This is a genomic window from Mesorhizobium sp. M0854, from assembly GCF_040319815.1.
In the GTDB taxonomy this organism is placed as follows: Bacteria; Pseudomonadota; Alphaproteobacteria; order Rhizobiales; family Rhizobiaceae; genus Mesorhizobium.
On record NZ_JAMYOL010000002.1, the window covers coordinates 102834 to 123421 of the forward strand.

The 20588-nt window shown below is 62.9% G+C and carries 20 protein-coding genes; 8 read left to right on the forward strand and 12 right to left on the reverse strand.

The features are described from left to right. Window positions 1-21: 21 nt before the first annotated feature. Window positions 22-915 (reverse strand): methylated-DNA--[protein]-cysteine S-methyltransferase, encoded by an 894-nt coding sequence (locus NKH99_RS03385; RefSeq protein WP_353012614.1) that lies wholly within the window; start codon window positions 913-915, stop codon window positions 22-24. A 115-nt stretch (window positions 916-1030) separates the two neighbouring features. On the opposite strand from NKH99_RS03385, the gene NKH99_RS03390 reads away from it, so the two are divergent. After that, complete coding sequence (locus tag NKH99_RS03390; protein WP_353012617.1) at window positions 1031-1846, forward strand: class I SAM-dependent methyltransferase; 816 nt, start codon at window positions 1031-1033, stop codon at window positions 1844-1846. Between the two features lie 9 nt (window positions 1847-1855). Here NKH99_RS03390 and NKH99_RS03395 read toward each other — a convergent pair whose 3' ends face one another. Then, window positions 1856-2350 carry a DUF2244 domain-containing protein gene (locus tag NKH99_RS03395; RefSeq protein WP_353012620.1) on the reverse strand — a complete coding sequence of 165 codons (495 nt, stop codon included), beginning with the start codon at window positions 2348-2350 and terminating at the stop codon, window positions 1856-1858. Between the two features lie 22 nt (window positions 2351-2372). On the opposite strand from NKH99_RS03395, the gene nth reads away from it, so the two are divergent. Further along, window positions 2373-3194 carry an endonuclease III gene (gene nth, locus NKH99_RS03400; protein WP_353012622.1) on the forward strand — a complete coding sequence of 274 codons (822 nt, stop codon included), beginning with the start codon at window positions 2373-2375 and terminating at the stop codon, window positions 3192-3194. Between the two features lie 34 nt (window positions 3195-3228). On the opposite strand, the gene NKH99_RS03405 is transcribed toward nth, so the two are convergent. The 4 genes from NKH99_RS03405 to NKH99_RS03420 form a co-directional block, all read right to left on the reverse strand. Next, complete coding sequence (locus NKH99_RS03405; protein ID WP_353012625.1) at window positions 3229-4740, reverse strand: tripartite tricarboxylate transporter permease; 1512 nt, start codon at window positions 4738-4740, stop codon at window positions 3229-3231. Between the two features lie 9 nt (window positions 4741-4749). Beyond that, a complete protein-coding gene (locus NKH99_RS03410; protein ID WP_353012628.1) occupies window positions 4750-5217 on the reverse strand; it encodes a tripartite tricarboxylate transporter TctB family protein in 468 nt (155 codons plus the stop codon). Between the two features lie 79 nt (window positions 5218-5296). After that, a complete protein-coding gene (locus NKH99_RS03415; protein WP_502899993.1) occupies window positions 5297-6274 on the reverse strand; it encodes a tripartite tricarboxylate transporter substrate-binding protein in 978 nt (325 codons plus the stop codon). A 185-nt stretch (window positions 6275-6459) separates the two neighbouring features. Further along, window positions 6460-6915 (reverse strand): DUF2214 family protein, encoded by a 456-nt coding sequence (locus NKH99_RS03420; protein ID WP_353012631.1) that lies wholly within the window; start codon window positions 6913-6915, stop codon window positions 6460-6462. Between the two features lie 226 nt (window positions 6916-7141). Between NKH99_RS03420 and NKH99_RS03425 the strand changes: the two genes are divergently transcribed. The 6 genes from NKH99_RS03425 (at window position 7142) to NKH99_RS03450 (ending at window position 13153) form a co-directional block, all read left to right on the forward strand. Then, entirely contained in the window at window positions 7142-7681 is a 540-nt protein-coding gene (locus tag NKH99_RS03425; RefSeq protein ID WP_353013107.1) for a GNAT family N-acetyltransferase, read from the forward strand. Window positions 7682-7888: 207 nt separating this feature from the next. Next, the gene (locus NKH99_RS03430; protein WP_352453995.1) at window positions 7889-8866 is read left to right on the forward strand and encodes a Bug family tripartite tricarboxylate transporter substrate binding protein; all 978 of its coding nucleotides are present in this window, start codon (window positions 7889-7891) and stop codon (window positions 8864-8866) included. Between the two features lie 154 nt (window positions 8867-9020). After that, window positions 9021-9554 (forward strand): tripartite tricarboxylate transporter TctB family protein, encoded by a 534-nt coding sequence (locus tag NKH99_RS03435; protein ID WP_352453996.1) that lies wholly within the window; start codon window positions 9021-9023, stop codon window positions 9552-9554. Window positions 9555-9558: 4 nt separating this feature from the next. Next, on the forward strand, window positions 9559-11082 hold the full coding sequence (locus NKH99_RS03440) for a tripartite tricarboxylate transporter permease (protein ID WP_352979048.1): 1524 nt from the start codon (window positions 9559-9561) through the stop codon (window positions 11080-11082). Window positions 11083-11097: 15 nt separating this feature from the next. Then, window positions 11098-12282, forward strand: a complete 1185-nt coding sequence (locus NKH99_RS03445) for a CaiB/BaiF CoA transferase family protein (RefSeq protein ID WP_353012635.1) — start codon at window positions 11098-11100, stop codon at window positions 12280-12282. Window positions 12283-12301: 19 nt separating this feature from the next. Then, complete coding sequence (locus tag NKH99_RS03450) at window positions 12302-13153, forward strand: citryl-CoA lyase (protein WP_352469450.1); 852 nt, start codon at window positions 12302-12304, stop codon at window positions 13151-13153. Window positions 13154-13232: 79 nt separating this feature from the next. On the opposite strand, the gene NKH99_RS03455 is transcribed toward NKH99_RS03450, so the two are convergent. From NKH99_RS03455 to kdpB, 6 genes are all read right to left on the reverse strand, one after another. Continuing rightward, the gene (locus tag NKH99_RS03455) at window positions 13233-13742 is read right to left on the reverse strand and encodes an NUDIX hydrolase (RefSeq protein ID WP_353012638.1); all 510 of its coding nucleotides are present in this window, start codon (window positions 13740-13742) and stop codon (window positions 13233-13235) included. A 130-nt stretch (window positions 13743-13872) separates the two neighbouring features. Continuing rightward, entirely contained in the window at window positions 13873-14139 is a 267-nt protein-coding gene (locus NKH99_RS03460; RefSeq protein WP_352539406.1) for a hypothetical protein, read from the reverse strand. A 160-nt stretch (window positions 14140-14299) separates the two neighbouring features. After that, entirely contained in the window at window positions 14300-14992 is a 693-nt protein-coding gene (locus tag NKH99_RS03465; protein ID WP_352767058.1) for a response regulator transcription factor, read from the reverse strand. Further along, the gene (locus NKH99_RS03470; RefSeq protein ID WP_353012641.1) at window positions 14989-17730 is read right to left on the reverse strand and encodes a DUF4118 domain-containing protein; all 2742 of its coding nucleotides are present in this window, start codon (window positions 17728-17730) and stop codon (window positions 14989-14991) included. The genes NKH99_RS03465 and NKH99_RS03470 overlap by 4 nt, the downstream gene beginning before the upstream one ends. A gap of 53 nt (window positions 17731-17783) precedes the next feature. Further along, window positions 17784-18353 carry a potassium-transporting ATPase subunit KdpC gene (gene kdpC / locus NKH99_RS03475; protein ID WP_353012644.1) on the reverse strand — a complete coding sequence of 190 codons (570 nt, stop codon included), beginning with the start codon at window positions 18351-18353 and terminating at the stop codon, window positions 17784-17786. A gap of 12 nt (window positions 18354-18365) precedes the next feature. Continuing rightward, window positions 18366-20459, reverse strand: a complete 2094-nt coding sequence (kdpB, locus tag NKH99_RS03480; protein WP_352818271.1) for a potassium-transporting ATPase subunit KdpB — start codon at window positions 20457-20459, stop codon at window positions 18366-18368. Between the last annotated feature and the right edge of the window lie 129 nt (window positions 20460-20588).

The window sequence follows — 20588 nt, forward strand, 5'->3', positions numbered from 1 at the left end:
ATCGTTCCATTCGTTGGCTATTCAAGAAGAGACCTGTCCCGCCTCCCAGCCGAGGATGGCACGTTTGCGGGTCAGACCCCAATGGTAGCCGGTGAGTGCGCCGGACTTGCCGAGAGCCCGGTGGCACGGCACGACGAAGGACATCGGATTGGCACCGACCGCGGCACCGACAGCCCGGCTGGCACTCGGTACGCCGATGCGCGCGGCGATCGAGGAATAGGTGCAGGCCTGGCCCATCGGAATGCGCAGCAAGGCCTCCCAGACACGGACCTGGAAGTCTGTGCCGATCATGACAACGCGCAGCGGCTGGTCGGCGCGCCACAGCGACGGATCGAAGATGCGCGCGGCATAGGGTGCCGTCGCCGCCATGTCCTCGACATAGGTCGCATTCGGCCAGCGGCTGGACATGTCGGCAAAGGCCGCACGCTCGCCGCCGGGGTCGTTGAAGGCGAGGCCGGCAAGGCCGCGGTCCGTCACCATGATCAGCGCGATGCCGAAAGGCGAGATATGATAGCCGTAGCGGATGGTGAGCCCTGCGCCGCGGGTCTTGTAATCGCCCGGCGACATCGCTTCGTGGGTGACGAACAGATCGTGCAGCCGGCCTGGGCCGGACATGCCGAGTTCGAACGAGGTTTCAAGCAGCGGCATGCCGGCATCGAGCAGCTTGCGCGCATGATCGAGGGTGACGGCCTGCAGAAAAGCCTTGGGCGACAGGCCGGCCCAGCGGGTGAACAGCTTCTGCAGCCCGGTCGGCGTCTCGCCGACCTCCTCGGCCAGCACTTCCAACGAAGGCTGGTCGCGATAGTCGAGGCTGATCTTTTCGATGGCACGACGGACGATTTCGTAGTCTCCACCTTCAGGCGTGATGTCTTTCTGAAGGATTGCTGTCGTTTTGAGAGGCATTTGGGCGTTCATGGCAGTATCTCCTTGAGTGCGAATATCGTCCTTCGCGGCGCCGATCACCACCCGAAACTTGCTTTCCCGCGGCATGTACCCAGATAGAGCTGGGCTTTGAATGGGGAGGACGGTCGTGGCTGGTGAAAAAGTAAACCTGACCGGGGCAAAGGAGACTTTGCTTTTGACACTTTACGGCAAAGCGCTGGAGAGCCGGCTGCCCAATTCGCTGCTCAGGGACTACTTTGCCGACGAGGCGGTGCGCAACATCGACTATGATTTCTCACGGCTCAAGGTCGACAACAATCTCGGCATCGGTCTAGCAATCAGGGCAAAGACGCTGGACGTGTGCGTTCAGGACTTTGTCGCCCGAAATCCTGACGCCATCGTACTGCATCTCGGGTGTGGGCTCGATACGCGCATATTCCGTATCGACCCGCCAGCCGGCGTGGACTGGTTCGACGTCGACTATCCCGAAGTCATCGACCTCAGGCGCAAGCTCTATCCCGTGCGGGATCACTACCACCTGATCGCTTCGTCGGTCACCGAACCGGGATGGCTGAACGAAGTACCTCGGGATCGCCCGGCCATAGTCGTGGCGGAAGGCCTGACTCCCTACCTGGGCGCCGAAGAGGGGCAGCAACTGTTTTCTCGTTTGGTGGGACATCTTTCGAGCGGCGAACTGGTGTTCGATGCCTATAGTCGCCTGGGCCTGAAGATCATTCGCCTCAATTCCTCCTTCCGCGCCACCGGTGCCGAGGTCCATTGGAGCATCGAGAACCCGCATGAATTGGAGCGAGCCGTTCCGAAGCTGCGGTTCGTCGAGGACATCCCTGCCTATAAGCCGGAACATGCCGCTCGCATGCGCTGGTTCGCGAAACTGTTTGTTCGCCTTTGGAAACACATTCCAGCATTGCGCAAGATCGGCAGGCTGTTGCGCTATCGGTTCTGAAACACTGGCTCAGCGCGCCTTGGCGGCTGCCAGAGCGCGCGAAAATGCGGTGGCAAAACTCTCGCGGTCGGCGGGGTTGAGAAAGCCGCCGATCGAGACGGTTTTTCCTTGCGCCTCGACCGCCATTCTGGTGATGCCGATCTCGGCGTGGCGGGCGATCGAAAAGCGCGCCCAGAACGGATTGAAGCGGTGTGCTTCCGATTTGCCTGACGGGGCAGTCTTGCGGATGTCGAGGCTGGTGCGCGACACCGATACCTCCTCGCGAGCCCGGGCGGCACGATAATTGGCGCGGAAGGCGATGTAGACGGCGATCACGTCGAGGCCGAAGAAGCCGAACACCGGCCAGGCGCCGCGCGACAGAAAAAACGCTCCGGTCACCAGCCAGCCGAACAGCAGTGCGCCCATCAGGATGGCAAAGCCGGTCTTGCCCAGCGACCGGTGCGGTATCAGCAGCGCCTGGAAAAATGGCTCGTCGGCCTGAAATGAGGCGTTTGTGTCGCTCATTGGGGAATATTATAGGAAGGCAATGACAAGCCCCAAGCCCAAAAACTCTTCTGCGCTAAAAAAAGACCTGTCGCCCGGCCGCCGCGACGGCTCGAACGTCAAGCCGCGTCCGCGGCCGGCGAGATCGCGGGCGCTTTACAGCGCGGCCGAGGTGCATGAGATTTTCCGGCGCTTTTCCGTTCAGCGGCCGGAACCGAGGGGCGAGCTCGAACATATCGACGCCTTCACGCTGTTGGTGGCGGTGGTGCTTTCGGCTCAGGCGACGGACTCCGGCGTCAACAAGGCAACGCGGGCGCTGTTCAAAATCGCCGACACGCCGCAAAAGATGCTGGCGCTGGGCGAGGCCAGGCTCGGCTACCATATCCGCACCATCGGGCTATGGCGCAACAAGGCCAAGAACGTCATCGCGCTGTCGGAGGCGCTGATCCGCGACCATGGCGGCGAGGTGCCTGAGGATCGCGATCAACTGGTCGAGCTGCCGGGTGTCGGCCGCAAGACCGCCAACGTCGTGCTCAACGTGGCATTCGGCCAGCATACGATGGCGGTCGACACGCACATCTTCCGCCTCGGTAACAGGCTCGGCCTGGCGCCGGGCAAGACGCCGGAACAGGTCGAGCAAGGTTTCCTGAAGATCATTCCGGATGAATATATGCGGCATGCGCATCATTGGCTGATCCTGCACGGCCGCTATGTCTGCAAGGCGCGCAAGCCGGATTGCCCGGCCTGCGTCATCGCCGATATCTGCAAGGCCAAGGAAAAGACGACCAGCGTGCCTGCACCGCTGGTCGAGATCGCGCCGCTCGGGCCAGTAGAAGCGGCTACTGAGTCAGTGCCCGCCAAGTGACTGTGAAGTTCCTCCTATGTGGCGCCGTCCACATTCAGGAACTCTCCTCGACGAACACCTCCTCGCGCCTCTTCCTGACCGCGGGGAGAAACACGATGACGAGCACGGCAAGCGCGATGAGGAGCAGGCTGGCGCTGATCGGCCGCGTCACGAAGGTGCTCGGATCGCCGCGCGAGAGGATCATGGCGCGGCGTAGGTTTTCCTCGAGCAGCGGGCCGAGCACGAAGCCGAGCAGCAGCGGCGCAGGTTCGCAGCGCAGCTTGGTCAGGAGGTAGCCAAGCAAGCCAAAGAAGGCGACGGCATAGAGGTCGTAGACGTTGGTGTTGACGCTGTAAACGCCGATCGAGCAGAACGCCATGATGATCGGGAAGAGCACGTAATACGGGATCGTAAGCAGTTTCACCCAAAGCCCGATCAGCGGCAGGTTCAAGATGATCAGCATCAGATTGCCGATCCACATCGAGGTGATGATACCCCAAAACAGTGCAGGCTGTTCGATGGCGACATTGGGGCCGGGCACGATGCCCTGGATGATCATCGCGCCGATCATCAGCGCCATTACCGGGTTGGCCGGAATGCCGAGCGTCAGCATCGGGATGAAGGAGGTTTGGGCGCCGGCATTGTTGGCCGATTCCGGTCCGGCGACGCCTTCGATGGCGCCCTTGCCGAATTCCCCGGGATTTTTCGAGACACGTTTTTCGACGGTGTAGGAGGCAAAGGCGGCAAGGATCGCGCCGCCTCCCGGCAGGATGCCGAGCGCCGAACCGATGATCGTTCCGCGCACGATGGGAGCCGCCATGCGCCGAAAATCTTCGCGGGTCGGCATAAGGCCGGAGATCTTTCGGATCAGCACGGAACGCTCATGCTCGTTTTCGAGGTTGCGCAGTATCTCGGCGACGCCGAAGACACCGACCGCCACTGCGACGAAATTCAGCCCGTCGGCATATTCGCGGATGCCGAGCGTGAAACGGGGTGTACCGGTGTAGATATCGGTGCCGACAAGGCCGAGCAGCAGGCCGAGCACGACCATGGCCAGCGCCTTGACGATCGAGCCGTGGGCGAGCGCGACGGACGAGACCAGACCGACAATCATCAGCGAAAAATACTCGGCAGCACCGAATTTCAACGCTATCGCCGTCAGCGGCGGGGCAAAGATGGCGACGAGGAAGGTCGACACCGTGCCGGCAAAGAACGAGCCTATCGCCGCGGTCGCCAGTGCCGCCCCGGCGCGGCCTTTCCTGGCCATCTGGTAGCCGTCGATGGCGGTGACGGCCGACGAGGATTCGCCGGGCATGTTGATGAGAATAGCGGTAGTCGAGCCGCCATACTGCGCGCCGTAATAGATGCCGGCGAGCATGATCAGGGAGGAAACCGGATCGCCGATCTGGAAGGTGATCGGCAACAGCATGGCAATGGTTGCGGTGGCGCCGATACCGGGCAGGACACCAATCAGCGTGCCGAGAAGGACACCGATCAGGCAGAAACCGAGGTTTGCCAAAGATGTGGCCGTCGAAAAGCCGAGTGCGAGATTGTTGAGGAGTTCCATTTCATCTCCTCACAACGACAGTGGCAACCACGGGCCGAAACGCCGGAACGGCAGGCCGAGTGCGTAGCTGAAGATGGCGAACGCGAACAGCGTCAGGCCGGCCGACAGCACGAGCGCGGTCAGCGGCTTCATGCGGCCGCTGGCAAACGATGCGATCAGCGCCGCCAGGAAGATCGATGGGATGAAGCCGAGGCCGCGCACCGTCAGGCCGAAGAAGATCGGAGCAGGCAGGATGAACAGCATGCCGCGCCACGCAGTGTAACCGATCGGCTCGCTCTCGAAGCGCACTGCCTCGACTAGGATGACGGCGCCGAGCAGAATGAGCACGATCGCCAGAACCAGGGGGAAATAGCCCGGCCCCATGCGAAAGGCGGTGCCGATTTCGAGGCCCAGCGACTGCAGCGCGAAAAAGACGCCAATAAAGATCAACAGCGCGGCGCATATGCCGTTGGCTCTGTCGATTGCGAAAGGTTTCATGACGTCCTCCCGGCCCGCCTCACGGGCGTGCCGATGCCGGTGTAAAAACGGGGCGCCGGCGGCGCCCCGTTAAAAACCTTTAGTCGGCGTACTGGCCGGCCGCTTCGATGATCGGCTTCCAGCGCGCAATCTCACTTTCCAGCTTGGCCTTGAGCGCGGCCGGCGTGGCATCGGCCTCGGGCGACGGCTTGGTGCCGAGTTCGGCAAATCGGGCGACGACGTTCTGGTCCTTCAGCGCCACCTGCAGAGATTTCGACAGGCGTTCGGTGATCTCGGCCGGCGTGCCCTTGGGTGCATAGATGCCGTGCCAGATGCCGACCTGCACCTGGGGAAGACCGGCCTCTATCGTCGTCGGCACGTCCGGCAGCACGTCTAGCCGTTGCGGCGAGGTTACGGCATAAGCCTTGATCGTGCCGCCCTGGATCTGCTTGGTGGTATTGGTCGTCTGGTCGCACATGATGTCGACCTGGCCGCCGAGAAGATCGGTCATGGCCGGGCCGGTGCCCTTATATGGTACGGTGACCAGCGGCGTGCCGATGGCGCTCATAAACAGCATGCCGCACAGATGCGAGGCGGCACCGATCCCGGCATTGGCAACGGTGATGCTGTCCTTGTTAGCCTTGGCGTAGTCGACCAGCCCCTTCAGATCGGTCGGCTCGAGGTCCTTGCGGCCGACGATGGTCATCGGCACCTCGGTGACGAGGCCGATATATTCGAATGCGTTCAGCGTGTCGTAGGCGAGCTTTCTGTAGAGCGTAGCACTTGTCGCCATGCCGATGTGATGGAGGAGCAGCGTGTAGCCGTCAGGCTCGGCATTTGCGACGCGGCCCGCGCCCAGTGTGCCGCCGGCGCCGCCGACATTCTCGACGATGACCTGCTGGCCGAGGTCCTTCGACATGGCTTCCGCGACAAGACGCGTGACGGTGTCAGTAGGGCCGCCGGCCGAAAACGGCACGACAATGGTGATGATGCGTTCGGGGTAGGTCTGCGCGCCAGCGTCCGGTGGGTAAAGCATGGCGGCCGCAGCGACAGCCAGCGCGGCGACGAATTTTCTCATCGTGATTCCTCCCAGGATACGAATTACCAACCGCTGCGCGGAGTTCCTCTCAAAACCGAATGTAGATGGAGCAATAACTAGCGCAACCCGACAAATGACAATCGGCCTCGAATGGCAAACTGCACGTTTGTCCGCGCAGATGAGTGGAAAGGTTGGGCCGCGCGATGCCCTTCCTCCGACCTATCTTAATAACCGTAGCCGCGCGCTATCGCCGCCGCGAACACCGGGATCAAGAGGAAGATGAAGGCCGCGGTGCGGACATAGGTGCGAACGGACGCTAGCTCCGCCGCAGGAACCTGGAAGCCGGGACTGGCGCTCGCCTGCCTGTTCCAGGACAGGAAACGAATGGTCGGGATAATCGACAACAGGCCGACAATGGCGAAAGCGGCCATCTTTGCCCAGAACATCCAATTGTAGACGTAGAATTCCCAGCCTTTCAGACCATAGACGACGCGGCCGATGCCGACGACGATGATCAGCATGGCAATGATGCCGTAGTGGCGGTCGATGCCGACGAGCCGCTTCAGCGTCGCGGCCGACAAGTCGCTGCGGATCAGGACGAATTCGGCGCCGATGATGCCTGCCAGCGAAAACACCAGCAGATGATGGAAGATGGCAAGCACAAGGTCGGTGGTGTCCATGCTGTATTCCCTCTGTCGGACGGCAGCGCCGAAACCCAACGCGTCTGAACCAATACTGGAGAAAACTAACACCGCCTGGCAGGATTCACATCAGCCTGGAAGATGATCTACACAACCTTGGCTCTTGTTTTTCGCAACGGATTTGGATTTCCCGTCTCGTGCGTGTCGCTGTCCCCACGTTTGGAAGACCTGCATTAGGCACCGGCAACACAACCGAGACATGACCATGGCCAGTCCGCATACAATTGTCGCCCCAGTGATTGAGACCTCGCGCACGGTCCTGCGGCCGCACCGGCTTGACGATTTCGACGCCTATGTCGCGATGTGGGCCGATCCCGTCGTCACTCGTTTTATCGGCGGCAAGCCGCGCACGCGGGAGGAAAGCTGGATGCGCTTCCTGCGGCATGCCGGCCTGTGGTCGCTTCTGGGCTACGGCTTCTGGGCGATCGAGGAAAAGGCCACCGGCCGCTTCATCGGCGAGGCCGGCTTTCACGATCTGAAACGCGACATGACGCCGTCGATCGAGGGCATTCCGGAGGCCGGCTGGGCTCTGGTTGCGGGCGTGCATGGCCAGGGGTTGGCCAGCGAAGTCGTCGCACGGGTGCTTGCCTGGGGCGACGAGACGTTCGGCGCCGCGAAGACCGTCTGCATCATCGATCCGGAAAACACCGGATCGCTGAACGTCGCGGCAAAATGTGGTTATGGCGAAGTGCTGCGAACCGTCTACCAAGGCAAGCCGACCATCCTGCTGGAGCGGCAACCCTGACGGATGTTGTTTGGCACTGCCTGCCACGTCGTCTTCGGGCGTCCGGTTCGCCAGCCTGAAAATCGCGCAGGCCGATTGTGCCGCATGCGGCGTGTTCTGTCTTTGACAGGAAGACGCAAACTCTGCATGAATTTTATCGAGCGGGTCTGAAGTCAGGCCACGTTTCTGGCAGGCACCGGAGGAGGTGTCGCGATTTGGAGGAATCCCATGCTGAACAGACGCCGATTCTTGATGAGCACCGCGGCAGCAGGTGCTGCCGGACTCGCGGCATCGCATTTTATTCCCGCCTTCGCGCAGGACGCGCCGCAGCTGCAGATTTTCGTGCCAGCGGCGCCGGGCGGCGGCTGGGACCAGACGGCGCGCGCCATGGACCAGGTGCTGCGCAGCGAAAAACTGATCTCCGGCTCGCAGATCACCAATGTCGGCGGCGCCGGCGGTACTGTCGGCCTGCCGCAATTCGTCAACCAGTGGAAGGGCAAGGGCAATGCGCTGATGGTGGCTGGCATGGTCATGGTCGGCGCGATCATCGCCAACAAGGCGGCTAACAACCTTACCGAGGTCACGCCAATCGCCCGCCTTACTGGCGAGTTCGAGGCGCTTGTGGTGCCGGCCGCCTCGCCATTCAAGACTGCGGCCGACTTTGTTGCCGCCCTCAAAGCCGACCCGACGCAGGTTCCGGTCGCCGGCGGTTCGGCTGGCGGCTCGGACCACATCTTGTTCGGCCTCATCGCCAAGACCGTCGGTGTTCCGGCCACCAATCTCTCCTATGTGCCGTTTGCCGGCGGCGGCGAGGCGCTGTCGGCGCTGCTCGGCAACCAGGTCGCGGCCGGCATCTCCGGCTATGGCGAGTTCGCCGAACAGGTCAAGGCGGGTGCGCTGCGGCTGCTGGCCATCTCCGCGGATAAACGCCAGGAGGGAATTGATGCGCCGACGATGAAGGAAGCCGGCATCGATGTCGAGCTGTTCAACTGGCGCGGCGTCTTCGCACCGCCCGGCGTCTCGGACGCCGACAAGGCAGCAATGATCAAGCTGATCGAGACCATGGCCAAGAGCGACGCCTGGGCCACCGAATGCAAGAACCGTAACTGGACGCAGATCCTGCTCACCGGTGACGATTATGCGAAATTCGTCGCCGAAGACACGGCCCGCATCGGGACGATCCTCAAGGACCTCGGCCTGGCGTGATGCTCTCGGCAAGGGGCGGCCTGCGCCAACCCTTGCCGACTTTCGCCAGCCGCATGGACATACGCGGCGCCGGAGGTGAAACTACGCCGAGATCGGCCGAGTGAGACCGGTCCAGGGAGAACCGGCCCTCGGGGCTGGCATTGGGAGGACGATGATGAGCACCAGCGACCAGCCGGCGCCGCCGCGCCTTGCAGTGCCCGAACTGCTGATCGGCGTCGGGCTCCTCGCCTGTGCGGGTGCGGTTGCCTGGCAGACGCTGGCAATCCCGGTCTCGCCGCTCTATTCCAAGGTCGGTCCGACCGTCTTTCCCTACATCACCATGACCGGGATGATGATCCTGTCGCTGCTGCTCATCATTGCCGCCTTGCGGGGCGGATGGCAGCCGGAGGACGAAAAGGAGACGCCGACCGACTGGAAGGCGATGGGCATCGTCGCCCTCGGACTGATCGCCAATCTGGTGCTGATCCAGCCGCTCGGCTTTACCGCTGCATCTGTCATCATGTTCGTTCTCATCTGCCACGGTTTCGGCAGCCGGCGTCCGCTGCGTGACGTGTTGCTCGGGCTGATCCTGGCGCTGGCCGCCTATTTCGGCTTTGCCAGGGCGCTTGGCGTCAATATCGGTGCCGGCTTCATCGAAAACCAGCTGAATGCGATCGTCGATTCGGTTGTCGCCATGCTGAGGGGCTGACGCCATGGAAACGCTCGGTCATCTCGCGCACGGATTTTCGGTCGCCTTCTCGCCGATCAATCTCATATGGTGCCTGGTCGGCACCACGCTGGGGACTGCGATCGGCGTGCTGCCCGGCCTCGGGCCGGCACTGACCATCGCGCTGCTGTTGCCGATCACCTACCAGGTGGCGCCGGAGGCGTCGTTCATCCTGTTTGCCGGCATCTACTACGGTGCCATGTATGGCGGCTCGACGACATCGATCCTGCTCAACACGCCTGGCGAAAGCGCCACCATCGTCACCGCGCTGGAAGGCAACCGGATGGCCCGCTCCGGCCGCGGCGGTGCGGCCCTGGCAACCTCGGCGATCGGCTCCTTCGTCGCTGGCACGCTGGGCACCATCGGCGTTGCCTTCTTGGCGCCGATCGTCGTCAAATTCGCGCTGGCCTTCGGCCCGGCCGAATATTTCTCGCTGATGGTGCTGGCCTTCATCACGGTTTCGGCAGTGCTCGGCTCGTCGTCGGTGCGCGGCCTGACCAGCCTGTTCGTCGGCTTCGTTGTCGGCATGATAGGCGTCGACCTGCAGACGGGGCAGCCGCGCTTCACCTTCGGCATGAGCGAATTGTTGGACGGCGTCGACGTCATCGTCGTCGCCGTTGGCCTGTTCGCCGTTGGCGAGACGCTTTACATGGCCTCGCGCCGCTATGCCGGCAAGGACGACATCGTGCCGTTGAAAGGGTCGCTCTACATGACCGCGGCTGAATGGTCGCGCTCGTGGAGGCCATGGCTGCGCGGCTCCCTGATCGGCTTCCCGATCGGCGCCATGCCGGCCGGCGGCGCCGAAATCCCGACCTTCCTCTCCTATGCTATCGAGAAAAAACTCTCCAGACACAAGGAGGAGTTCGGCACGGTCGGCGCCATTGAGGGCGTTGCCGGGCCGGAAGCGGCCAACAATGCATCCGCGGCCGGCGTGCTGGTGCCGATGCTGACGCTCGGCCTGCCGACCTCGGCGACGGCCGCGATCATGCTGTCGGCGTTCCAGAGCTACGGTATCAATCCGGGGCCGCTGCTGCTGACGACGCAGGCCGACCTGGTGTGGGGGCTGATCGCCAGCCTGTTCATCGCCAATGTCATCCTCGTCGTCCTCAACCTGCCGCTGATCGGGCTCTGGGTGCGATTGCTGAAGATCCCGGCGCCGCAGCTCTATGCCGGCATCCTGGTGTTCGCCACGGTCGGCACCTACGGCATCTCGCAATCGCCGATCGACCTCGTCATCCTCTATCTGCTCGGTGCCGCCGGCTTCCTGATGAGGCGTTTCGATTTCCCGACCGCGCCGGTCATCATCGGCATGATTCTCGGGCCGCTTGCGGAAACGCAGTTCCGCCGCGCGATGACCATCTCGAACGGCGATTGGACGGTGTTCTACAAGCATCCGCTGTCGCTGACGCTGCTGACGCTGGCCTTCATCGGCCTGGTTGGACCGCATATCTGGGCCTACATCGAGCACAGGCGCTTGCGCGGGCCGGAGCACGTGCCGGGCGATGCCTGAGCTGTTCGTGACGTCATGACCGACCTGCTTTCCGGCATCCGCGTCCTTGACCTGACCAATGTGCTGGCCGGCCCCTATTGCGCCTACCAGCTGGCGTTGCTCGGGGCCGACGTCATCAAGGTCGAGACGCCGCAAGGTGGTGATCTGGCGCGCCAGCTCGGCGCCTCGCCGGAGCTCAACCGGGCGGGCATGGGCACTTCGTTCCTGGCGCAGAATGCCGGCAAACGCTCGGTGGCGCTCGATCTCAAGCAGGAGGCCGACCGCGAACGCTTCCTCGATCTGGTCGCTTCGGCCGACGCGCTGGTCGAGAATTTCCGCCCCGGCGTAATGGACCGGCTGGGGCTTGGCCATGCCAGGCTGAAGGAGGTCCGGCCAAGCCTTGTCTACTGTGCGATATCGGGCTTCGGCCAGACCGGGCCGATGCGCGACAATCCAGCCTACGACCAGATTATCCAGGGTCTTTCCGGCATCATGAGCATCACCGGTACACCGGAAACGGCGCCGCTGCGTGTCGGCTATCCCGTCGCCGATACGCTTGGCGGGCTGGTCGGAGCCTTCGCCATTACCGCCGCACTGGTCAAGCAGAAGACGACTGGCGAGGGCGCGTTCCTCGACGTGTCGATGCTCGAATGCACGCTTTCTGCGCTCGGCTGGCCGGTGTCGAACTATCTGACGGCGGACGTCGAGCCGCAGCCGATGGGCAATGAAAACATGACGGCCGCACCGTCTGGCGCGTTTCGCACCGGCGACGGCTTGCTCAACATCGCCGCCAACAAGCAAGAGCAGTTCGTCACACTGTGCCGGTTGATCGGTCGGCCGGAGTTGGCGTCGGATGTCCGCTTTGCCGAGCGCGAAACGCGCAAGCAGAACCGCATTGCATTGAAAGCGCTGATCGAGGATGCCTTGGCGAGCGGCTCGGCCGCCGCCTGGGAGGAGACGTTCAATCGCGCCGGCGTGCCGGCAGGCCGGGTGCTGACAATCCCGCAGGTACTGCAAGAGAGACAAGTGATCGAGCGCGGCATGACGGTACGCTTCCAGGCCGTGTCCGGGATGGCTAGGCCGCTGACCGTGGTGCGCGGCGGCTTCATGGTCGATGGCGAGGCACCTTTGCCGAGCAGGCCGCCGCCGGAGCTGGGCGAGCATATGGACGAAGTTTTTGCCAACCTGCCGCCACGCGCCAAGAAAAGAGCGAAGGCATGAGCGGCACGGAAAAGAAGCCATGAGCGACACGGAAAACAAGGCTGGCCGCGCGCGCGGCGAGGAATGGTGGCAGACCGGCATCATCGAGATGCGCCCCGGCGTCATCCGGCTGCGCGGCTATGAAATCCAGGATCTGATCGGTCGCGTCAGCTTTCCGGCAATGATCTGGCTCATGCTGCGCGGCGAACTGCCGAGCGAGGAGCAGGCGGCGCTGCTCGGCATCGCGCTGGGTGCTGCCGTCGACCATGGGCCGCAGGCGCCGTCGATCGCCATCGCCCGCATGGCGATCACGTGCGGCGTCGGCATCAACAGCGCCATGGCATCTGCCATCAACGTGCTTGGCGATGTGCATGGCGGCGCCGGCGAACAGGCGCTTTCCTTCTACGGCGACATCGCCGCTGAAGTGGACGCCGGCGTGCCCCTCACGGGCGCCGTGTCGCTGCGGGTTGATCATTTCCTTGCTGGGGAGGACGGTTATGTGCCCGGGCTCGGCCATCGCTTCCACCCGGTCGACCCGCGGGCGCCCCGCCTCATCGAGCTGACCCGTGACTTTGCCGCGCGCGGCGTCGTCAGCGGGCGCTTCGCCGATATCGCCGAGATGGTCGAGGCCGAGGTTTCGCGGCGCAAGGGCAAAAAAATCCCGCTCAATATCGACGGCGCCACGGCCGTCATCTACGGCGAGCTCGGCTTCCCGCCGCCGCTGACGCGGGGCCTTTTCGTGCTGTCGCGCTCCGTCGGCATCCTCGCACATGCATGGGAACAGTCGCAGGAGAGCGAACGCAACAAAGGGCCACTGCCGCGCGAATGGCTGTGGGCCTATACCGGCACGCCGGCGCGGCCTCTGCCCGAGGAAGACGATGGCAGTCAGTGAGGCATCGGTTCAAGAGACGGGGGCGGCGGGCGCTGGAAACCAATTCCATCCCGACACAGTCGGGGCATGCCTCCATCTTCTATTGAGCGGGATCTTTTCCGAACGCCGGACTCCGCTTTTTGGGATTATGCTCCAGTTCGGCAATCCTGATGTTCCTCACCAGAGTCGAAAGATCCGGCTCGTCGATCAGCAACGCCGCGTCGGTCGGCGTCAGCCATGCCCGCTGCCGTCTCTTGGCTTCTTGCCACTTGGCAAGTTCCTCGGTTACCTCAAGCAAATAGACGACGACATCGACGCGAACGAAGCGGTTCGCCAGCCGCTTCCAGTAGTGGTAGGTGCCGGCAGGCTGTTTCAGTGTCTTGCCGAGAACACCGGCTTCTTCCTGTGCTTCGATGGTGGCTGCCTTGCGGCCGCTCTTGCCCTTCATCGGCCAGCCCTTCGGTACGATGAAGCGCCTCGTCGTTCGCGATGTGACCAGCATCACCTCGACATCGCCATGCTCGTTCAGCCGAAAGGGAATCGCCGCGACCTGGCGAACCCCGTCGCCCTTCCTTGCCTTGCGTACAACCTTCTTCTTGCTGGCTGCCATTCGATAATCCAGTCGAATCGGTGCCCAGACGGCAAGGGCAGCGTTGCAAACTCGCCCGCTTTCAATGGGGCGCAGGCGGAGCGGTTTCCCCAGTATATAAGTCGGCTAAATAAATGAAAGGGACCGGTCGTCAGCGGCAGGTGCTGACAAAGCCGCTCCCTGACGGCAGCAACTGGCAAGTTGGCCTCATCTGCGGCACCTCCTGCCGTTGCGGTATTGGGATTTGGCGATCCAGGGCACGGTACTGCTGTTGCTGCTGCTGGTATTGCTGCCGCCGCAGCCTGTTCTCCAACATCTGCAATTGGTCTTGCTGGATCAACACGTTGCGATCGGCGGGACTGCCGACCTGTGCCGATGCAGCTGGATTTACGCCCGACAGCATCGCCGCAGTCAGCATTGCCGACCCTAGAAACGTCAATAGACGAAGCCGTGGCATTCGTTCATTCCCGCACAAAACCAATCTTCGCTTAATATAGGGCTTTTGTCCGGCGACGCCATGGCCGCCGCTGATTTGAAGCAGATTGGAAGAGGCATTTCGGCTTCGGATGCTCGTCGCGTCAGTCGACTTCGCGCAGCCGGTATCCGACGCCGGTCTCGGTCGTGATATAGCGGGGCTGGTCGGGCGTCTTCTCAATCTTTAGCCTGAGTTGCCGGACATAGACTCTGAGATATTGAACGTCGGTGGAATCGCCCCAGACCTGCTTCAGCAGGAACTGGTGGGTGAGAACCTTGCCGGCGTGCTGCACCAAGGTGCGAAGAATGTCGTATTCTTTCGGCGAGAGCTTTATCTCCTTGTCCTCGACCTTGACGACGCGCTTCACCAGATCGACGGAGAGGTCGCCGGTTTGGAACACCGGTCTCTCACCCTGCTGCTGAAATTTGTGGCGAAGCGCTACGCGGATGCGTGCGACAAGCTCGTTCATACCGAACGGCTTGGTGACATAGTCGTCGGCGCCGAGTTCAAGGGCGGACACGATGCCGGCCTCATCAGTGCGGCTGGAAAGAATAACCACGGGAATGTCCAGGCCATCATCCCGCCATTTGCGCAGCAAATCATGGCCGCTCATGCCGGGGAGGCCGAGATCGAGCAGGACAAGGTCCGGCTTTTCCGTCGCGATGAGTTCAATCGCCGCCCTGGCGTTCGGCGCCTCGCTGATCGCATAGCCTTGGCTGCCAAGCCCGACGCGAAGCAGTTTCCGGATCGGCGGTTCGTCGTCGACCACCAATATCCTGACATCTAGGCTCGTCATGCCAGATCGTCCATATTTTGATGGCCCGTCTCGGGTTCGCCGAGGTTGGGCAGCTCTGTCGGCACCACCTGCATCCTGATGGTGAAAACCGCCCCCGAGCGGTCGGACCTGTTTGCCGCCGAGAGCGTCCCGCCCATCGCTTCGATGAAGCCGCGGCAAATCGACAGGCCGAGCCCGGTGCCGGCACGCACCTGGTCGCCCTTGCGCACACGGTAGAAAGTGTCGAAAACGCGCTCTAGATCCGCTGGCGGAATGCCTGGTCCCTCATCCATGATCTGCAGGATGACGAAGCCGTTGTCGGCCCAGGCTTGCAGGCGGATCGTCGAACCTGGCGGCGCGTATTTTGCAGCATTGTCGAGGAGGTTGAACAGCACCTGTTCGAACAGAACGGGGTCGACCCGCAACATCGGCAGATCCGATGGAATGTCGATCTCGGTCTTATGCTCGCCGACGATCTTGCGGGCCCGATACAGAGCTGAACCGACAATGTCGCCGAGATAGTGAAACGCATAGTTCGGCTCCATCGTGCCGGATTCGATCTTGGTCATATCGAGCAGATTGGCGATGAAGCGGTTAAGCCTCTCCGCTTCATCGAGCACGGTCGACAGCAGTTCCGCCCGGTCCTGCTCGGGAAGCGCGGCCTCGAAGTCCCTGAGTGTTCCGGCCGCGCCCATGATGGCGGCAAGCGGCGTTTTCAAATCGTGGGAAATGGAGGTGAGCAAGGCCGAGCGCAGACGGTCTGCCTCGGCCGCAAGCTTGGCCCGGTCAACATCGGCGACGAGCTGGATGCGCTCGATGGCGACCGCCGCCTGGTCGGCGAGCGCATCGAGCAGACGCTGCTGCTCGGGTGTCAGCAGCGGACCTTGCTTGTCGTTGTCGAGGCCGACAACGCCTACCGCCGTGCGTCCGGTCCGCAAGGGCAGATAGAGGCGCTTTGCTCCGGGCAGCGTGTCGGCGCCGCGCCCGGCGGCGCGGTTATGCTCCCAGGCCCAGCGGGCTGCTGCGATGTCGGCCTCGGCCAGCGTGTCGTCGGGTGGGTAGCCGGCTTTGACCGCAATTGTGCCGTTCTCCGGCAGAAGCAGCACCACGCGCAGCTTCAGCATCGAGGCGATCTGGAAGGCAGTCGCCCAGAGAACGTCATCAAGCGTCCCAGCGCCGGCGAGCTTCTTTGAGAAGAGATAAATATCTTCTGTGGCGCGTGCCCGCGAGCGCGCGGCGACCGCCTGACGCTGCACGCGCGCTGTTAGATTGCTGCCAATGACCGCAACAACCAGGAAGACAGCCAGCGCAACGATGCTCTCCGGATCCTCGATCGTCAGCGTGTAGCGTGGTTCCAGGAAGAAATAGTTGAAGGCAATGGCGCTGATGAGGCAGGCATACAAAGCCGGCCAGAGACCGCCGGTCACCGCCGACGTCAGGACCCCAATGAGAAAGATGATCGCCAGATTGCGGACGTCGAGAAACTGGTCGAGAAGGACGGCGAAGGCGAGCGAGCCAACAACATAGGCCGTGGCCCTGAGATAGGGCCAGATCTCGAACTGCCACTGCTCGTCCGCCGCCTTGACGGTCCTCGACGTCGCCTCGGCGTTGCGTTCGTTTCCCGAAATGACATGGACGCTGATGTCGCCGGCATTGCGGATGAGATCGTAAGTGAGCGAGCCTTCGATCAATTCCCGCCAACGCGATCGGGTCGGCCTGCCGATCACGATATGGGTGAAGTTGTTCGCCGTCGCATGCCGAACGATGTCTTGCGCGACGTTCTGACCCGGAATGGTCGTCACCTCGGCACCGAGCTGCTCGGCAAGGCGCAGCTGCGTCGCCAGCCGATCCTTGTCCTCCTCGGGCATGGCAGCTGAACGAGGGGTATCGACATGAAGCGCCGTCCAAGGGGCGCGGAGCCGGTCGGCCAACCTCCGCGCATAACGTACACGGGCCGCCCCGCCCGGACGCGCATCGACGCAGACGAGAACCCTTTCCCCCGCCGCCCAAGGCCCGGGTATCGCGTGGGCCTGCATGTGGGTCAGCAACTGCTCGTCGACCCGCTGGGCAGTGCGGCGGAGCGCCAATTCCCGGAGCGCCGTCAGATTGCCCGGCGAGAAATAGTTCTCGATGGCGCGCTGGGCGGTGCTGGGGATGTAGACCTTGCCTTCCTCAAGCCGTTTGATCAGATCGTCGGGGGTGAGGTCGATGATCTCGATGTCGTCGGCCTGGTCGATTATGGAGTCGGGGACAGTTTCCCGCACCCTGACGCGGGTGATCTGCGCCACGACATCGTTCAGGCTCTCGACGTGCTGGATATTCAGCGTCGTGTAGACATCGATGCCGTGCGTCAGGATTTCCTGGACGTCGAGATAGCGCTTGGGGTGACGGCTGCCGGCGACGTTGGTGTGGGCGAGTTCGTCGACCAGAACTAGCGCCGGGTGCCGGGCGAGGATGGCGTCGAGATTCATCTCCTCAAGGATCCGCCCCTTGTAATCGATCTCAAGGCGAGGAATGACCTCGTAGCCTTCGACCAGCGTCTGGGTTTCCTTGCGGCCGTGCGTCTCGACGATGCCGATCACCACGTCGACCCCGTCGGCCAGCCTGGCGCGGCCCGACATCAGCATCTCGTAGGTCTTGCCGACACCGGGGGCGGCGCCGAGAAATATCCTCAGGCGGCCGCGCTCCTCCCGCTCGGCATGCTCGAGCAGCGCGTCGGGAGAGGGCCTGGTTTCGGCGGTGCGTCTGTCGTCTGGCATACGGGTCAATCATGAACGGCGCCGGCTTCGGTGTCGATCCCGGCGCCGGTCCTTCACTGTTTCATGGCATCGTCCAGCGCAAGGTTGAGGGCCAGCACATTGACTACCGGCTCGCCGATGAATCCCAATTCGCGATCTTCGACATGGCTGTCGACAAGCGATTTGATCCTGGATTCATCGACGCCCCTGGCCTTGGCCACCCTGGCAACCTGAAAATAGGCCGCATCGGGGCTGATATGCGGATCGAGGCCGCTGCCGGACGTGGTGACCAGATTCATCGGTACCGGCTGGCTCGGGTTTTCGGCTCTCAGCTTTTCGGCGTCGCTCTTGATCCTGTCGATGAGCTTCGGGTTGGTCGGGCCGAGATTCGAGCCGCCCGAGGCGGCGGCATTGTAGCCGTCGCCGGCAGCCGACGGGCGGCCATGGAAGTAGCGGTCGCTTTCGAAAGCCTGGCCGATCAGCTCGGAACCGACGAGCTTGCCGTCCTTCTCGATCAGGCTGCCATTGGCCTGGCGCGAAAACAGCGCCTGGGCAATGCCGGTCATGCCGGTCGGATAGACCAAACCCGTCAGAATGGTGAAGAAGACGATCATGACGATCGCGGGCCTGATTTGATTGAGCATCGACGTGGTTCCTTAGGCGAGACCGAGAGCGGTGATGGCCATGTCGATCATCTTGATGCCGACGAAGGGCACTACGACGCCGCCAAGGCCATAGACAATGAGATTGCGGCTGAGCAGCGCACCGGCGCCGACCGCGCGGTATTTGACGCCCCTCAGCGACAGCGGGATCAGCGCAATGATGATCAGCGCGTTGAAGATGATGGCCGAGAGGATAGCGCTCTGCGGCGTCGCCAGATGCATGACATTGAGCGCTTGCAGCGGCCCGGCGGTCTGGCCCGGGGCGATGTAGAAGACGGCGAATATTGCCGGGATGATGGCAAAATACTTGGCCACGTCGTTGGCGATGGAGAAGGTGGTCAGCGAGCCACGCGTCATCAGCAGCGCCTTGCCGATTTCGACGATCTCGATCAGCTTGGTCGGATCGCTGTCGAGATCGACCATGTTGCCGGCCTCGCGCGCCGCGACCGTGCCGGTGTTCATGGCAACGCCGACATCGGCCTGCGCAAGGGCCGGCGCATCGTTGGTGCCATCGCCGCACATCGCGACCAGTTTGCCTTTGGCCTGCTCGTCGCGGATCAGCTTCAACTTGTCCTCGGGCGTCGCCTGGGCAAGGAAGTCGTCGACGCCGGCTTCCGCCGCGATCGCCGCCGCGGTCATCGGATTATCGCCGGTGATCATCACCGTGCGGATGCCCATGCGGCGCAATTCGGCAAAGCGTTCTGCGATGCCGCCCTTGACGATGTCCTTCAGATGGACGACGCCGAGCAGGCGCCCGTCGCGCTCGACCGCGAGTGGAGTGCCACCCGATTTGGCGATCTCGTCGGCGATCGCCTGAAGGTCGCGGACGGTGTCGCTGCCGGGGCGCATACTGCCTGTGGCAACGGTCGAGAGGTTGACGTGGGCAAGTACCGCATCGACTGCGCCCTTGCGGACCGAGGAGCCTTCCAGATCGACACCGCTCATGCGGGTTTGCGCGGTGAAGGGCACGAAAGTCGCGTGCAGGCTTGCCATGTCGCGGGCGCGGATAGCGTATTTTTCCTTCGCCAGGACGACGATCGAGCGGCCTTCCGGCGTTTCGTCGGCAAGCGAGGCAAGCTGAGCCGCGTCGGCCAGTTCCTGTTCGGTGACGCCCTTGACCGGACGAAATGCCGTCGCCTGACGGTTGCCCAGCGTGATGGTTCCGGTCTTGTCGAGCAGCAGCGTGTCGACATCGCCGGCCGCCTCGACGGCGCGGCCCGACATGGCGAGCACGTTGAAGCGCACCAGGCGGTCCATGCCGGCAATGCCGATAGCCGACAGCAGGGCGCCAATTGTGGTCGGGATCAGGGTAACGAACAGGGCGACCAGCACGGTCACCGAGATATAGCCGCCCGAATACGAGGCGAAGCTCGGGATCGTCGCCGTCGCCAGCACGAAGATCAGCGTCATGCCGACGAGCAGGATGTTGAGCGCGATCTCGTTGGGTGTCTTCTGGCGCTCGGCGCCCTCGACCAGCGAGATCATGCGGTCGAGGAACGTATGACCGGCAGCCGCAATGATGCGCACGCGGATCCAGTCGGACAAGACCTGCGTGCCGCCGGTCACCGCCGAACGATCGCCTCCGGATTCGCGGATGACCGGTGCGGATTCGCCGGTGATGGCCGCCTCGTTGACCGACGCCACGCCTTCGACCACCTCGCCGTCCGAGGGGATGATGTCGCCGGCTTCGACAAGCACGATGTCGCCGACCTTCAGGCTGGTGCCGGGCACCAGTTTGAACTTGCTGCGGTCGCCACCGTTCAACAGCTTGGCCTGCGTCTCGGTTCGCGCCCGACGCAGCGAGTCAGCTTGCGCCTTGCCGCGGCCTTCGGCCACCGCTTCGGCGAAATTGGCGAAGAGCACGGTGAACCACAGCCAGATGATGATCTGCAGCGTGAAGCCAAGATCGCCGCCGCTGGTAACGAGATCCTTGACGAACAGCACGGTGGTGAGCGCCGAGACGACGGCGACGACGAACATCACCGGGTTTCGCATCAAGGTGCGCGGGTTCAGTTTTCTGAAGGAACCGCCGATAGCGGGCCACAGAATGCGGGTATCCATGATGCTCACGGATTTCGACGGGCTCATTTGGTAGCTCCAGTGTCGATGTTGTTGACCGGTCGATCGTGTGCCGAACGAAGGTGCGGCGGCCCGTAAGCCAGCAGCCAGATCATGATCAAGGCTGCCGCAATAGCGAGGAATGTGGACAGCGTCGGG

Excerpts from the sequence above, each read along its gene's own strand:
- NKH99_RS03455 (WP_353012638.1), bottom strand. The coding sequence starts at position 13,742 with ATGGCAGCCAGCAAGAAGAAGGTTGTACGCAAGGCAAGGAAGGGCGAC.
- NKH99_RS03430 (WP_352453995.1), top strand. The coding sequence starts at position 7,889 with ATGCTGAACAGACGCCGATTCTTGATGAGCACCGCGGCAGCAGGTGCT.
- NKH99_RS03450 (WP_352469450.1), top strand. The coding sequence starts at position 12,302 with ATGAGCGACACGGAAAACAAGGCTGGCCGCGCGCGCGGCGAGGAATGG.
- nth (WP_353012622.1), top strand. The coding sequence starts at position 2,373 with ATGACAAGCCCCAAGCCCAAAAACTCTTCTGCGCTAAAAAAAGACCTG.
- NKH99_RS03395 (WP_353012620.1), bottom strand. The coding sequence starts at position 2,350 with ATGAGCGACACAAACGCCTCATTTCAGGCCGACGAGCCATTTTTCCAG.
- NKH99_RS03415 (WP_502899993.1), bottom strand. The coding sequence starts at position 6,274 with ATGAGAAAATTCGTCGCCGCGCTGGCTGTCGCTGCGGCCGCCATGCTT.
- NKH99_RS03465 (WP_352767058.1), bottom strand. The coding sequence starts at position 14,992 with ATGACGAGCCTAGATGTCAGGATATTGGTGGTCGACGACGAACCGCCG.
- NKH99_RS03445 (WP_353012635.1), top strand. The coding sequence starts at position 11,098 with ATGACCGACCTGCTTTCCGGCATCCGCGTCCTTGACCTGACCAATGTG.
- NKH99_RS03460 (WP_352539406.1), bottom strand. The coding sequence starts at position 14,139 with ATGCTGACTGCGGCGATGCTGTCGGGCGTAAATCCAGCTGCATCGGCA.
- NKH99_RS03385 (WP_353012614.1), bottom strand. The coding sequence starts at position 915 with ATGAACGCCCAAATGCCTCTCAAAACGACAGCAATCCTTCAGAAAGAC.
- NKH99_RS03440 (WP_352979048.1), top strand. The coding sequence starts at position 9,559 with ATGGAAACGCTCGGTCATCTCGCGCACGGATTTTCGGTCGCCTTCTCG.
- NKH99_RS03470 (WP_353012641.1), bottom strand. The coding sequence starts at position 17,730 with ATGCCAGACGACAGACGCACCGCCGAAACCAGGCCCTCTCCCGACGCG.
- NKH99_RS03420 (WP_353012631.1), bottom strand. The coding sequence starts at position 6,915 with ATGGACACCACCGACCTTGTGCTTGCCATCTTCCATCATCTGCTGGTG.
- kdpB (WP_352818271.1), bottom strand. The coding sequence starts at position 20,459 with ATGAGCCCGTCGAAATCCGTGAGCATCATGGATACCCGCATTCTGTGG.
- NKH99_RS03410 (WP_353012628.1), bottom strand. The coding sequence starts at position 5,217 with ATGAAACCTTTCGCAATCGACAGAGCCAACGGCATATGCGCCGCGCTG.
- kdpC (WP_353012644.1), bottom strand. The coding sequence starts at position 18,353 with ATGCTCAATCAAATCAGGCCCGCGATCGTCATGATCGTCTTCTTCACC.
- NKH99_RS03435 (WP_352453996.1), top strand. The coding sequence starts at position 9,021 with ATGAGCACCAGCGACCAGCCGGCGCCGCCGCGCCTTGCAGTGCCCGAA.
- NKH99_RS03425 (WP_353013107.1), top strand. The coding sequence starts at position 7,142 with ATGGCCAGTCCGCATACAATTGTCGCCCCAGTGATTGAGACCTCGCGC.
- NKH99_RS03405 (WP_353012625.1), bottom strand. The coding sequence starts at position 4,740 with ATGGAACTCCTCAACAATCTCGCACTCGGCTTTTCGACGGCCACATCT.